Origin of the sequence: Bradyrhizobium sp. JYMT SZCCT0428 (genome assembly GCF_018131075.1) — a bacterium.
Lineage (GTDB): Bacteria > Pseudomonadota > Alphaproteobacteria > Rhizobiales > Xanthobacteraceae > Bradyrhizobium.
Map to the genome: position 1 here is coordinate 1 of NZ_JAFCLS010000064.1, position 13910 is coordinate 13910.

Annotated in this window: 9 protein-coding genes; 4 read left to right on the forward strand and 5 right to left on the reverse strand. The window is 62.9% G+C overall.

Features of this window, described 5'->3' with window-relative positions:
- Positions 1–357 precede the first annotated feature (357 nt).
- The 3 genes from maiA to metF all read right to left on the reverse strand — a co-directional run bounded on the left by maiA (position 358) and on the right by metF (position 5919).
- Complete coding sequence (maiA, locus tag JQ575_RS38510) at positions 358–1020, reverse strand: maleylacetoacetate isomerase (RefSeq protein ID WP_212038401.1); 663 nt, start codon at positions 1018–1020, stop codon at positions 358–360.
- 119 nt (positions 1021–1139) lie between these two features.
- Complete coding sequence (metH, locus tag JQ575_RS38515; RefSeq protein WP_212038402.1) at positions 1140–5000, reverse strand: methionine synthase; 3861 nt, start codon at positions 4998–5000, stop codon at positions 1140–1142.
- Between the two features lie 4 nt (positions 5001–5004).
- On the reverse strand, positions 5005–5919 hold the full coding sequence (metF, locus tag JQ575_RS38520; RefSeq protein ID WP_212038403.1) for a methylenetetrahydrofolate reductase [NAD(P)H]: 915 nt from the start codon (positions 5917–5919) through the stop codon (positions 5005–5007).
- Between the two features lie 392 nt (positions 5920–6311).
- Between metF and JQ575_RS38525 the strand changes: the two genes are divergently transcribed.
- Complete coding sequence (locus tag JQ575_RS38525; protein WP_212038404.1) at positions 6312–7331, forward strand: LLM class flavin-dependent oxidoreductase; 1020 nt, start codon at positions 6312–6314, stop codon at positions 7329–7331.
- Positions 7332–7430: 99 nt separating this feature from the next.
- On the opposite strand, the gene JQ575_RS38530 is transcribed toward JQ575_RS38525, so the two are convergent.
- Both JQ575_RS38530 and JQ575_RS38535 read right to left on the reverse strand, forming a co-directional pair.
- Positions 7431–8291: a prephenate dehydratase gene (locus tag JQ575_RS38530; RefSeq protein WP_212038405.1), complete on the reverse strand. Its 861-nt coding sequence runs from the start codon at positions 8289–8291 to the stop codon at positions 7431–7433.
- A gap of 29 nt (positions 8292–8320) precedes the next feature.
- A complete protein-coding gene (locus JQ575_RS38535; RefSeq protein WP_212038406.1) occupies positions 8321–9061 on the reverse strand; it encodes a 3-deoxy-manno-octulosonate cytidylyltransferase in 741 nt (246 codons plus the stop codon).
- A gap of 209 nt (positions 9062–9270) precedes the next feature.
- Between JQ575_RS38535 and JQ575_RS38540 the strand changes: the two genes are divergently transcribed.
- From JQ575_RS38540 to JQ575_RS38550, 3 genes are all read left to right on the forward strand, one after another.
- On the forward strand, positions 9271–9819 hold the full coding sequence (locus JQ575_RS38540; protein ID WP_212038407.1) for a cytochrome c family protein: 549 nt from the start codon (positions 9271–9273) through the stop codon (positions 9817–9819).
- Between the two features lie 304 nt (positions 9820–10123).
- Complete coding sequence (locus JQ575_RS38545) at positions 10124–12025, forward strand: extracellular solute-binding protein (RefSeq protein ID WP_212038408.1); 1902 nt, start codon at positions 10124–10126, stop codon at positions 12023–12025.
- Between the two features lie 8 nt (positions 12026–12033).
- A complete protein-coding gene (locus JQ575_RS38550; protein ID WP_212038428.1) occupies positions 12034–13908 on the forward strand; it encodes an extracellular solute-binding protein in 1875 nt (624 codons plus the stop codon).
- The last annotated feature ends 2 nt before the right edge of the window (positions 13909–13910 follow it).

The following is a 13910-nucleotide window of genomic DNA, read 5'->3' on the forward strand; positions in this document are numbered from 1 at the left end:
GAGATCACGGCATAAGCCGTAAAGCCATTGCGCAGGGAAGGCCGGATGCTCTCCGCTGCCCTGTATGCTCGTGTGCATTTTGTTTTGTGCAAACCGCACGCGAGACCGCGGGTGCAGCGCGCACCCGGTCTTCCCTGCGCCCTCTCATTGGAGGGTAAGGAAGTTTCTGGCAAAGCTCGGGCGCAATGCGTCGCGAGAATGCGAAGTCGTATCTGCTGTTTGAAAATTTTGAAACGGTATTGTCCGTATTCAACACTGTCATGCCCGGGCTTGACCCGGGCATCCATCAATCTTCAGAAGGGTCCTTCGAAGAGGATGGATTGCCGGGTCAAGCCCGGCAATGACGGGAGAGTGACACTACCCCTTCTTCCGCATCGCCTCCGGCGTATCGGGCTGCATCGATGGATGCGCGCTGGCGAATTCCGGCAGCGCCATTGCGGTCTCGAAGATGCGCTTCACGGTCGGATAGGGCGCAAGGTCGATCTGCTGATTGACCGCCGCGGTGACGTGGGTGACCAGGCAGATGTCGGCCATGCCGGGCACATCGCTGTGGCAGAAGCGACCGGTCTCTTCGTGGCCGCCAAGGTGGCCTTCCAGTGCCGCCAGCGTCTCGACCGTCCAGTGCCGCCGCCATGCGGCCTGCTGGGTGTCGCGCAAATTCAGTTCGTGATCGAGATAGCGGCGCACCCGCGGCGTCAGCAGCGGATGGCCTTCGCAGGCGACCATTTGCGCCAGCCCGCGCACCCGGGCGCGGCCGCGCGGATCGGCCGGCAGCAGCGGCGGAGCGGGGTGGGTCTCCTCGAGATATTCGAGGATCGCGAGCGACTGAAACAGCACGGTGCCGTCATCCAGCACCAGCGACGGCAGCGCCATCTGCGGATTGATGCGGCGATATTCTTCGCCGCGCTGCGCGTTGGCGTCGAGATCGATGAACACGACTTCCGCCGGCAGGTTCTTCAGATTGAGCGCGATGCGAACGCGAAAGCTCGCCAGCGATCGCCAGAAGGAAAAGAATTTCATGGGGGAGCCTCGGCACACTCTGTCATGCCCGGACTTGATCCGGGCATCCATCAACCTTCACAAGAGTCTCTTGAAGATGGATCACCGGGTCAAGCCCGGTGATGACAGCGGTATGTGCCTTACGCCCCGACCGCCTTCTTCCGATACGCCAGATGCACCGCGCAGGTGCAGCCGGGCGGATGCGAGGCGACGTCGTTGGCGGGGATTGCCGCGATCGGCGCGGGCGCAGGCGCCGGTGCCGCCGGCTGGTCCTGCGACGGGATGTAATTCAGCACCGGGGCCAGCCAGCGCTCGGTCTCGGCGACGCTCATGCCCTTGCGGGCGGCGTAGTCCTCGACCTGGTCGCGCTCGATCTTGCCGACACCGAAATAGAAACTCTCGGCATGGCTGAAATAGAGCCCGGAGACCGACGAGCCCGGCCACATCGCATAACTCTCGGTCAGCTTCACGCCCGCGGTATTCTCAGCGTCGAGCAGCCGGAACAGCGTCGCCTTCTCGGTGTGATCGGGCTGCGCGGGGTAACCGGGCGCGGGACGGATGCCGGCATATTGTTCAAGGATCAGTTGATCCGGCGCCAGCGCCTCGTCCGGCGCGTAGCCCCAGAATTCCCGGCGCACGCGTGCGTGCATCCGCTCGGCAAAGGCTTCGGCCAGACGATCAGCCAGCGCCTTGCACAGGATCGAGGAGTAATCGTCATTGGCGTTCTTGAAGCGGTCGGCAACGACGTCCTCGCCGATCCCGGCGGTCACGACAAAGGCGCCGATATAATCGGGCACGCCGGAAGAGACCGGCGCGATGAAATCCGACAGCGCCGAATTGAAGCGGCCTTCGCGTTTCTCCAATTGCTGGCGCAGCGTGTGGAAGGTCGCGATCTCGGTCTTGCGCGTATCGTCAGCGTACACCTTGATGTCGTCGCCGACAGCGTTGGCCGGCCAGAAGCCGATGGTGGCGCGGGCGGTGAACCATTTCTCCTTGACGATCAGGTCCAGCATCTTGCGCGCATCGTCATAAAGCGAGCGGGCGACTTCGCCGATCTTGGGATCGTCGAGAATGGCCGGGAAGCGTCCGGTCAATTCCCAGGTCTGGAAGAACGGCGTCCAGTCGATGTATTCGGCCAATTCAGCAAGGTCGTAGGCGTCGAAACTCTTGATGCCGAAGAACGCCGGCCTCGATGGCGGCGTCTTCGCAAAGTCGATCTTCATCGCGTTGGCGCGCGCGTCCGCCAGCTTCAGCCGCTTCTTGTCGGCCTGGGCGCGGAAATGCGCCGCGGAGATTTTCGCGTACTCGGTCCTGATGTCCGCGGCATAGGCCTCGCGGCGGTCCGGCGACAGCAGCGAAGAAGCGACGCCGACAGCGCGGCTGGCGTCGTTGACATGCACCACCGGGCCGCCCTTGTAGTTCGGGTCGATCTTGACGGCGGTGTGGACGCGGCTGGTGGTGGCGCCGCCGATCAGCAGCGGCATGTTCATGCCCTGTCGCTGCATCTCGCCGGCGAGGAAGCTCATCTCGTCGAGCGAGGGCGTGATCAGGCCGGAGAGCCCAATGATATCGGCGCCCTCGGCCTTGGCGGTCTCGATAATCTTGGCCGCCGGCACCATGACGCCGAGGTCGATGACCTCGAAATTGTTACATTGCAGCACGATGCCGACGATGTTCTTGCCGATGTCGTGGACGTCGCCCTTGACGGTCGCGAGCACGATCTTGCCGGCGGCGTTGCGGCCGCCGTTGCTGGTGACGCCGTTGGCGAGGTTGCGCGCCTTCTCCTCTTCCATGAACGGCATCAGATAGGCCACCGCCTGCTTCATCACGCGGGCGGACTTCACCACCTGCGGCAGGAACATCTTGCCGTCGCCGAACAGGTCGCCGACGATGTTCATGCCGTCCATCAGTGGGCCTTCGATCACGTTGAGCGGCCGCTCGACGGTCTTGCGCACCGCTTCGGTGTCTTCCTCTATGTATTCGGTGATGCCGTGCACCAGCGCGTGGGAAAGCCGCTTCTCGACCGGCCATTCGCGCCAGGCCAGATCCTGCTCCTTGGTCTGCTTCTCCTTGCCGCGGAATTTCTCCGCCAGCGCCAGCAGTTTTTCGGACGCGCCGGGATCGCGGTTGAGAATGACGTCTTCGCAGACCTGGCGCAGCTCGGGGTCGATGTCGTCATAGACGATCATCTGCCCGGCATTGACGATGCCCATGTCCATGCCGGCCTTGATGGCGTGATACAGGAACACCGAATGCATCGCCTCGCGCACCGGCTCATTGCCGCGGAACGAGAACGACAGGTTCGAGACGCCGCCGGAAATATGCGCATGCGGCAGGTTCTGACGGATCCAGCGCGTCGCCTCGATGAAGTCGACGCCGTAATTATTGTGCTCTTCCAGCCCGGTCGCGATCGCGAAGATGTTCGGGTCGAAGATGATGTCTTCGGGCGGGAAGCCGAGCTGGTCGACCAGGATGTCATAGGCGCGCTTGCAGATTTCGGTCTTGCGCGCAAAAGTGTCCGCCTGTCCGACCTCGTCGAACGCCATCACGACCACGGCCGCGCCGTGGCGCTGCGCGATGCGGGCCTCGTGGATGAACTTCTCCACGCCCTCCTTCATCGAGATCGAATTCACCACCGGCTTGCCCTGAACGCATTTCAGGCCGGCTTCGATCACGCTGAATTTCGAGGAGTCCACCATGACGGGGACGCGGGCGATGTCCGGCTCGGCGGCGACGAGGTTGAGGAACGTCACCATCGCGGCTTCGGAATCCAGCAAGCCCTCGTCCATGTTGACGTCGATGATCTGGGCGCCGTTCTCGACCTGGTCGCGGGCGACCTGCAGCGCGGCGGTGTAATCGCCGGCGGTGATCAGTTTGCGGAATTTCGCCGACCCCGTGACGTTGGTGCGCTCGCCGACGTTTACAAACGGGATCGCGGGCGTGAGTTCGAACGGCTCCAGGCCGGACAGCCGCAGCCGCGGCTCGATCTCGGGAACGATGCGGGGCTTGTGCGGGGCGACGGCCGCCGCAATCGCCGCGATGTGGGCGGGCGTGGTGCCGCAGCAGCCGCCGACAATATTGACGAGGCCGGCTTGTGCGAACTCGCCGATCAGGCCCGCCATGAATTCCGGGCTCTCGTCATACTGGCCGAACTCGTTGGGCAGGCCGGCGTTGGGGTAGGCGCAAACAAGGGTATCCGCGACGCGGCCGATATCGGCGATATGGGCGCGCAAATCCTCGGCGCCGAGCGCGCAGTTGAAGCCGATCGTGGCCGGCTTGGCATGCTTGACCGAATTCCAGAACGCTTCCGGCAATTGCCCGGAGAGGAGACGGCCGGATTTGTCGGTGATGGTGCCCGAGATCATCACGGGCACGTCGATGCCGCGCTCTTCGCAGATTTCCGAGATCGCGTAGAGCGCGGCCTTGGCGTTCAGCGTGTCAAAAATGGTTTCGACCAGCAGCAGGTCGGCGCCGCCGTCGAGCAAGCCGTTGATCTGTTCGCCATAGGACTTGCGCAGATCATCGAAGGTGACGGCGCGGTAGCCAGGGTTGGACACATCAGGCGAGATCGAGGCGGTGCGGTTGGTTGGGCCCAAGGCGCCTGCGACGAAACGCGGCTTGCCGTCCTCGGCGGTGACGCGCTCGGCGGCATTGCGGCAGAGCCGCGCGCCGTCGCGGTTGAGTTCGTAGGCGAGGTCCGACATGTCGTAATCGGCCTGCGCGATCGAGGTCGACGAGAACGTGTTGGTCGCGACGATGTCGGCGCCGGCGCGCAGATAATCGGCGTGGATGTCCTCGATCGCCTGCGGCTGGGTCAGGATCAGCAGATCGTTGTTGCCGCGGACGTCGCGGTGGAAATCCTTGAAACGCTCGCCGCGGAACGCCGCCTCGTCATATTGCAAGCCCTGGATCATGGTGCCCATGGCGCCGTCGAGCACCAGGATACGTTCGCGGGCAGCCGCGAGCAGGGCGGTTCGCTTCGGGGACACAGGTACGGTCATCGGATCAGGCAGCTTTCTGTGCGCCATTGGGACGGATGCCCAGCAAATGGCTGATCGCGAACACGAGGTCCGCGCGGTTCATGGTGTAGAAGTGAAAGGTGTCGACGCCCTGTTTTGCCAATTTCTGCACCTGGCCGGCGGCGACAGTCGCTGCGACCAGCTTGCGGGTCTCGGCGTCGTCGTCGAGCCCTTCGAACTTGTCGGCGAGCCAGGACGGCACCGTGGTGCCGGCGCGGGTCACGAAGCTGCGGGCCTGCTTGAAATTGTGCATCGGCATGATGCCGGGCACGATCGGGATATTGATGCCGCGGGCGCGGACCCGGTCGAGGTAGCGCAGATAAAGGTCGTTATCGAAGAACACCTGCGTGATGGCGCGGGCGGCACCGGCGTCGACCTTGGCCTGCAACGTGTCGATGTCGGCGTCGAGGTTCGGGCTCTCCGGATGCTTCTCCGGATAGGCCGAGACCGAGATTTCAAAATCGGGGTAGCGCTTCTTGATGCCGGCGATCAGGTCGGGCGAGCTTTGATAGCCGTCGGGATGCGCGTTGTAAGCGGTGCCGATGCCGGTGGTGGGGTCGCCGCGCAGCGCCACGATGTGGCGGACGCCGATCTCGTGATAGCGCGCGACCACGTCGTCGATCTCGCCCTTCGGGGCGCCGACGCAGGTCAGATGCGCGGCCGGCGTCAGGTTGGTCTCTTTCAGGATGCGGGCGATGGTCGAGTGGGTTCGCTCCCGCGTGGATCCGCCGGCGCCATAGGTCACCGACACGAAATTGGGGGCAAGCGGCGCCAGCCGGTTGATGGTTTCCCAGAGCGAGCGCTCCATCTCCTCTGACTTCGGCGGGAAAAACTCAAAGGAGATTTTCGGCGATTGCAGCGCGCGGTGACTGTTGGACGCGGCGGACGTAACTTCGGTCATGGCACTCACAAAGCTCCACAGAAGCGGACGGGCATCAGGCCTAGCGGCCATCGGCTAAAATAGGCCAAACGAGGCCGTCCCAACAGCCCATCAAGGATGGGAAATAGCCCACTTACCACATTAATACTGAAATTTTAGGCCGTTATAATAGGTTGGTGGGCAGAATGATCTTCGGGAAAATGACAAAATGAGTATATTATACAGTGAATTGTGCCGTTTCCAGTTCCTGCGCGATCTTCAGTCAGTTGGTGGGCCAGTTCGATATCGATCCGTACGTTGTATCGTGTCCCACTCAACGGGCGTCGAGTCCTGATCGCCGTCCCCGGAAGCGCGGGCCTGATCTGCGCGGGCCGGGCCTTTGTCGCTTCCACCAGCCGCACTAGCTTAGCGCGATGATCCCGCTTTCAGTCCTCGACCTCTCCGTCGTCACCACCGGCACCAAACCCGCCGCCGCCTTGCGCAACAGCATCGATCTGGCGCGCCATGTCGATGGGCTCGGCTATGTCAGGTACTGGCTCGCCGAGCATCACAACCTCGCCTCGGTCGCGAGCCCCGCGCCTGATCTGATGATCGGACAGATCGCGGCGGTGACTAAAAACATCCGCGTCGGCTCCGGCGGCGTCATGCTGCCCAATCACGCGCCGCTGGTGGTGGCCGAACGCTTCAAGATGCTGGAGGCGCTGTTCCCCGGCCGCATCGATCTCGGCCTCGGCCGCGCGCCGGGCACTGACGGCGCGACGGCTTATGCGCTGCGCAGCCGGCTCGACAAACGCGAGGGCGACGATTTCCTCGAACGGCTGCAGGAGCTGATCCTGTGGGAGACCCGCGATTTCCCGGCCGGCCATCCCTACAACAATGTGATGGCGATGCCGGACGACTCGCCGCTGCCGCCGATCTGGCTGCTCGGCTCCAGCGACTACAGTTCCGAACTCGCCGCCCAGGTCGGCATGGGCTTCGCGTTCGCGCATCACTTCGCTTCCTATGACGCGATCGAGGCGATGACGCATTACCGCGCGCGCTTCAAGCCGTCGGGCTGGCGCCCGGCGCCGCACGGCATTCTGGCGATCGCAGCCGTTGCCGCCGAAACCGACGCGGAGGCTGAAAAGCTGGCGTCCTCGATGGATCTCAATCGCCTGCGCCGCGACCGCGGCCAGTATCTGCCGCTGCCGAGCGTCGAGGAGGCGCTGGCCTATCCCTATTCGGATGCCGAGCGCGCATCGATCACGCGCAACCGCTCACGCCTGTTCGTCGGCAGTCCCGCGACCCTGATGGCCAAGCTGCAGCCAATGATCACGGCAAGCCAGCCGGACGAACTGATGATCATCACCGCGGTCTACGACCACGACGCGCGAAAGAAGTCGTATAGTCTGCTGGCGGATGCGTTCGGACTGAGCAGCAAAGCCGCGGCGTAGTCATTGGTCGTCATTCCGGGGCAGCCCGTAGGGCTGAACCCGGAATCTCGAGATTCCGGGTTCGACGCTTCGCGTCGCCCCGGAATGACAGCGAAGAGATTAATCCACCATCTCGCTGAAGGTGGCGCGGAACGGCTGCGCCGGGTAGACGCCGACGATGCGGAATTCGCGCGAGAAGAATTTCAGCTCCTCCAGCGCGAAGGCGAGGCCGCGGTCCTCGGGATGGCCGTCGACATCGGCGTAGAATTGCGTGGCAGAGAATTCGCCGTCGACCATGTAGCTTTCCAGCTTGGTCATGTTGACGCCGTTGGTGGCGAAACCGCCGAGCGCCTTGTAGAGCGCGGCGGGCAGGTTGCGCACCCGGAAAACAAAAGTCGTGACCAGCGGCCCCGATCCCTGTTCGGCCCATTTGGCCTCGCGCGCCAGCACCACGAAGCGGGTGGTGTTGTGGGCCTCGTCCTCGACGTCCTCGGCGAGAATGTCGAGACCGTAGATATCGGCGGCGAGGCGTGACGCAATCGAGGCGCAATGCTTGTCGCCGCGTTCGGCGACGATGCGCGCGCTTCCGGCGGTGTCGCCCGAAACGACCGGCTTGATGCCGAGCTTGCGGATGATGCGGCGGCACTGGCCGAGCGCGTGGACGTGGCTCTCGACGGTCTTGATGTCGGCGAGCTTGGCGCCGCGCGGCGCCATCAGCTGGTGATGGATCGGCAGGAACCATTCGCCGACGATGAACAGCCCGGAATGCGGCAGCAGATGATGGATGTCGGCGACACGGCCGGCGACTGAATTCTCGATCGGGATCATCCCCAAATCCGCTTCGCCTGAGGAGATCGCGGCCAGCGCGTCCTCGAAGGTCGGGCAGGGCAACGGCTCGGCGTCCGGATAGGCCTCGACGATGGCGATATGGGAGTTGGCACCAGGCTCGCCCTGGAACGCGATTTTCAGCTTGCTTGTCATGTCGTCTTTCTGGGCCTTGTGTCAGCCGTTCAGGTTTTGGCCAGTATCTGGCGGGCAGTTTCGAGGTCGGCCGGGGTATCGACGCCCCGCGGGACCGTGTCCACGATCATGATGTCGATCCGCATGCCGGCTTCCAGCGCGCGGAGCTGCTCGAGTTTCTCCTGCTGCTCGAGCGGCGAGGGCGGCAGCGCCACAAACCGCTCCAGCGCGGCGCGGCGGTAGGCGTAGAGGCCGATGTGATGGTAGCGCGGTCCGACACCGGTGGGCGCCGTGGCCCGCGTAAAATACAGCGCGCGCAACCGCCGCGGGCCGATCGGTGAGCCGACCGCCTTGACCACGCTCGGCGCGAGGTCCTCTTCCTCGGTATGGATTTGGGCCGCCAACGTCGCGATATCGACCGCTGGATCGGCCAGCGGCGGCAGCACGTCGCGGATATTGTCCGGCGAAATGGTCGGAAAATCGCCCTGCAGATTGACGATGATCTCGGCCTCGCCGTCGGGATCGAGCGCCTTCATCGCCTCGTAAATCCGATCCGAGCCCGAGGGGTGTTCGGGGCGGGTCATGACCGCCTCGCCGCCATGGGCCTTCACGGCGGCGGCGATTTCCGCCGTGTCGGTGGCGACCGCCACCCGGCCGATGTTGGCGGCTTCCGCCCGCCGCAGCACATGGACGATCATCGGCACCCCGCCGATGTCCAAGAGCGGCTTGCCGGGCAGCCTTGTGGCGGCCATGCGGGCGGGAATCAGCACCAGATTGCGGGTTTCGGTCATAGGGCGCGAGGTCACGGGCTAGCGAAAACAGGCCGGAAATAATGGGGATTGGCGGAAAGTCGGGGCGTTTATACGGGTTGCCAGAGCCCGGGCAAACCGATATCTCAACCCTGCTGAGGGTGCGGCGCGAAAGCCTGATTCCTGAGGCTAAACCGCGGCCGTTTGCCGGCCTTTAAGTCGATCCTTTAAGGCCTGGAGCCTGAGCCACTATGGACTCCTTCGAACTCAACAAAATTCTCGGCGCCATTCTCGCCACCTGCATTCTCGTCCTGGTGACCAGCTTTGCCGCCAACGCGATTTTCGCGCCCCATCTGCCGGAAAAGCCGGGCTTCGAGATCGCGGTGAAGGAAGTGACGAAAGGCGGCGCGGAAGCCGCGGCCGCGCCGTCAGAGCCGATCGAGAAACTGCTGCAGACCGCTTCGGTCGAAAAGGGTATCGGCGCCGCCAAGAAGTGCGCGGCCTGCCACACCTTCGAAAAGGGCGGCCCCAACCGCGTCGGCCCGAACCTGTTCGGTGTCATCAACGAGAAGAAGGGCGAGGGTAAAGCCGGCTTCAATTTCTCGGCCGCGATGAAGGGCAAGGGCGGCACCTGGACCTTTGACGACCTCAACAAGTTCCTCGCCAATCCGAAGGGCTTTATTCCGGGCACCGCAATGGGCTTTGCTGGTATCAGCAAGGACAGCGAGCGCGCCGACGTGATTGCTTATCTGGCCACGCTGGCGGACAAGCCGGTCCCGCTGCCGACGGCGGCGAAATAACATTTCGACAGTCCTGCACGGACTTCGGCGACACGACGGCCAGGCATTGCCTGGCCGTTTGCGTATTAGGATACGCCGCTTGAGTATCCGGATACGCAGTTTGCGTATCCTGGATCGCGTTGTTGTTATCGGGACCTTTCGCCGCACCGACGCGTTGCGTTGGCTGATAACATGAGGAAAAAGCAACGTAATTTGTCGAACCCTTGCCTTATATTGGGTCCTCACTGGAGCATGATCCGGAGAAGTGGCCACCGGTTTTCCGATTAGGATCATGCCCTCGGCCCGCAGCACAGGAATTCCGCATTTGGCGATCACCCGACGACATCTCCTGCAAGGCGGCGCGGTCGCCGCGATGGCTCCGGCGCTGGGGCTCAACACAGGTCTTTCCGCGATTGGGACCGCGCATGCGCAATCCGCGCCGGATGGACTGAAATGGCGCCACGGCGTCTCCACCTTTGGCGACATCAAATACCCCGCCGATTTCAAACGTTTCGACTACGTCAATCCCGACGCGCCCAAGGGCGGTGTCGTCCGGATGTTCGAACTCGGCACCTTCGACAACTTCAATATTGTCGCTGACGGGCTGAAGGGATCGCTGGCCGACGGCGTCAGGCTGATCTCCCAGACGCTGACGACCCGGTCGCTCGATGAACCGTCGACCGCCTACGGGTTGCTCGCGGAGGCTGCCGCCTATCCCGACGATTTTTCCTATGTCATCTACCGGTTGCGCGCGGCCGCACGGTGGCACGATGGCAAGCCGGTGACGCCGGATGATGTCATCTACTCGTTCGAGGTGCTGAAGAAAAACAGTCCGATGTACAGCGCGTACTATCAGCATATCGTCAAGGCCGAAAAGGTCGGCGACCGTGAGATCAAGTTTAGCTTCGATGGTCCCGGGAATCGCGAACTGCCGAGCATTGCCGGCGAACTGCCCGTGCTGCCCAAGCACTGGTGGGAAGGAAACGATTCGCAGGGACGCAAGCGCGACGTGACCGCGACCACGCTGGAAATTCCGCTGGGGTCGGGACCCTATCGCATCAAGGAATTTGTCGCGAGCCGATCGGTTGTGCTGGAGCGCGTCCCCGACTACTGGGGCAAGGATATTCCGGTATCGATCGGACAGAACAATTTCGACCAGATCCGGTATGAATTCTTTCGCGACGATACCGTCGGACGCGAGGCTTTCAAGGGCGACCAGCTGGACTGGTTTACCGAGCGTAGCGGCAAACAATGGTCGAGCGCCTACGATTTTCCCGCAGTGAGCGAAAAGCGGGTCATCAAGGAAAAATTCGTCAATTCGAGTTCGGGGGGGATGCAGGGTTACGCATTCAACCTGCGCCGGCCGCTATTTGCCGATGTCAGGGTGCGCCGTGCTTTCAATTTTGCCTATGATTGGGAGACGTCGGACCGGGTACTCTCGAACGGGGAATACCACCGCGACAACAGCTATTTCGATGGGATCCCCGAATTCATGGCCACAGGTCTGCCGGAAGGCGCCGAACTGAAAATTCTCGAATCGCTGCGCGACAAGGTGCCGGCCGAGCTGTTCACGTCGCCGTACAAGAATCCGGTTGGTGGTAACGATGAGGCGGCTCGCAACAATCTTCGTGAAGCCGCGCGCCTACTCAAGGAGGCAGGGTTCGAAACGCGCGACCGCAAGCTGGTCGATAAGGCGGGTCAGCCTGTCAGCGTCGAGTTCCTCAGCCAGGCCCAGGGTGATGAGCGGAGCCTGCTTTTCTACAAGCCCTACATCGAGCGGCTGGGCATCACCGTGAACATCCGTGCCGTCGACAGCGTGCAGTACCAGAATCGCTTGCGCAGTTTCGACTTCGACATCGTGACGACTGTTTGGGGACAGTCGCTGTCGCCGGGCAACGAGCAGCGGGATTTCTTCGGGTCGGAATCGGCGGACCGGCCCGGCTCGCGCAATATTCCCGGCATCAAGAATTCGGCGGTCGATGCCCTGATCGAGCGCATCATCTTTGCAAAGGACCGCGCCGACCTGGTCGCGAGTTGCAAGGCGCTGGATCGGGTCTTGCTCTGGAACGCCTACGTCGTCCCGCAATTCGCCGCCGGATTTCAACGCGGCGCCCGATGGGACCGTTTCAGTCGTCCGGATCCGTTGCCCAAATACGGGGTTACGGGCTTTCCCACGCTGTGGTGGTGGGACACGGCCAAGGCGGCCAAGACGGGTGGTCGATCTTGAACCGGATCATGCGCGGGCCGCTGATGTCTCGCCGCCGGGCGCTTGGCCTCGGCGTTTTCGCCCTGAGTGCCGGCATGTTTCGTCCCGCCGCCGCCGACAATGGCGGCACCGAAATGCACGGCATGTCGGTGTTCGGTGACCTGAAATACCCGGCTGACTTCAAGCATTTCGACTACGTCAATCCGGATGCGCCGAAGGGCGGCTTGTTTTCAACGATTCCGTCCACCCGCGCCTACAACCAGTCCTTCCAGACGTTCAATTCGTTCAACGCCTTCGTCCTCAAGGGCGAAGGCGCCAAGGGCATGGAGCTGACATTTGATACGCTGATGGCGCGCGCCAATGATGAGCCCGACGCGATGTATGGCCTTGCGGCGAAGTCGGTGTGGATTTCGTCCGACAAGCTCACCTACCGCTTTACGATACGTCCCGAGGCTCGCTTCCGCGATGGCTCGAAGATGACGGCGCATGATGTCGCCTTCTCGCTCAACACGCTGAAGGAAAAAGGCCACCCGCTGATCGTGGTCCAGCTGCGCGACATGGTGAAGGCCGAGGCGCTCGACGACGCGACGGTGGCGGTGATGTTTGCGCCAAACCGCGCGCGCGACGTCCCACTCTATGTCGCTGGCCTGCCGATCTTCTCCAAAGCCTACTACGCGACGCGGCCATTCGAGGAATCGACCACCGAAATCCCGCTCGGCTCGGGACCGTACAAGGTCGGCAAATACGAGATCAACCGCTTCGTTGAATACGACCGCGTCAAGGACTGGTGGGCGGCCGATCTGCCCGTCAATCGCGGCAGCTACAATTTCGACACCGTGCGCTATGAATTCTATCGCGACCGCGATGTCGCGTTCGAAGGCTTTACCGGCAAGAATTATCTCTACCGCGAGGAATTCACGGCGCGCATCTGGGCCACCCGTTACGATTTTCCCGCGGTCAAGGACGGCCGGGTCAAGCGTGAAACCCTGCCGGATGAATTGCCCTCGGGTGGGCAGGGCTGGTTCTTCAACACCCGCCGCGACAAGCTGAAAGACCCCAGGATACGCGAAGCGGTCATCAACGCGTTCGATTTCGAATGGACCAACAAGACCGTGATGTACGGCGCCTATGCGCGCACGGTTTCGCCGTTCCAGAATTCGGACATGGTTGCGACCGGGCTGCCGTCGCCTGAAGAGCTGAAGCTGCTCGAGCCGTTCCGCGGGCAGGTGCCCGACGAGGTGTTCGGTGAGCCGTTCGTGCCACCGGCGTCGGATGGCTCCGGCCAGGACCGCACCTTGCTGCGCAAGGCCGGGCAGTTGTTGCAGGACGCGGGACTGGTGGTGAAGGACCGCAAGCGCCTGCTGCCGAACGGCGAGGTCTTCAAGATCGAGTTTCTGCTCGACGAGCCCTCGTTCAAGCCGCATCACGCGACCTTCATCAAGAACCTGGAACTGCTCGGGATCGAGGCGGAAATCCGGCTGATCGACGCCGTGCAGTATCGCGCCCGCGTGGAGTCGTTCGACTTCGACATGACGACGATGCGCCTCAGCATGTCGCCGACGCCGGGCGACAGCCTGCGGCCTTACTTCACATCGCATGCGGCGGCCACCAAGGGCTCCTACAATCTTGCTGGTGTAGCTAACCCGGCAATCGACGCGCTGGTCGACAAGGCCATCGGCGCCGAGACGCGTGCCGATCTGACGATCGCGTGCCGTGCGCTCGATCGGGTGTTTCGGGCCGGCCGTTATTGGGTGCCGCAGTGGTTTCGCACCAATCACCCGATCGCCTACTGGGATCAATTTTCCCATCCGCCCAAGCCGGCACGCTACACACAAGGCACCGGAGCGCCCGAGAACTGGTGGTACGATCCGAACAAGGCAGCGAAACTCGAGCAGGCGAAATAATT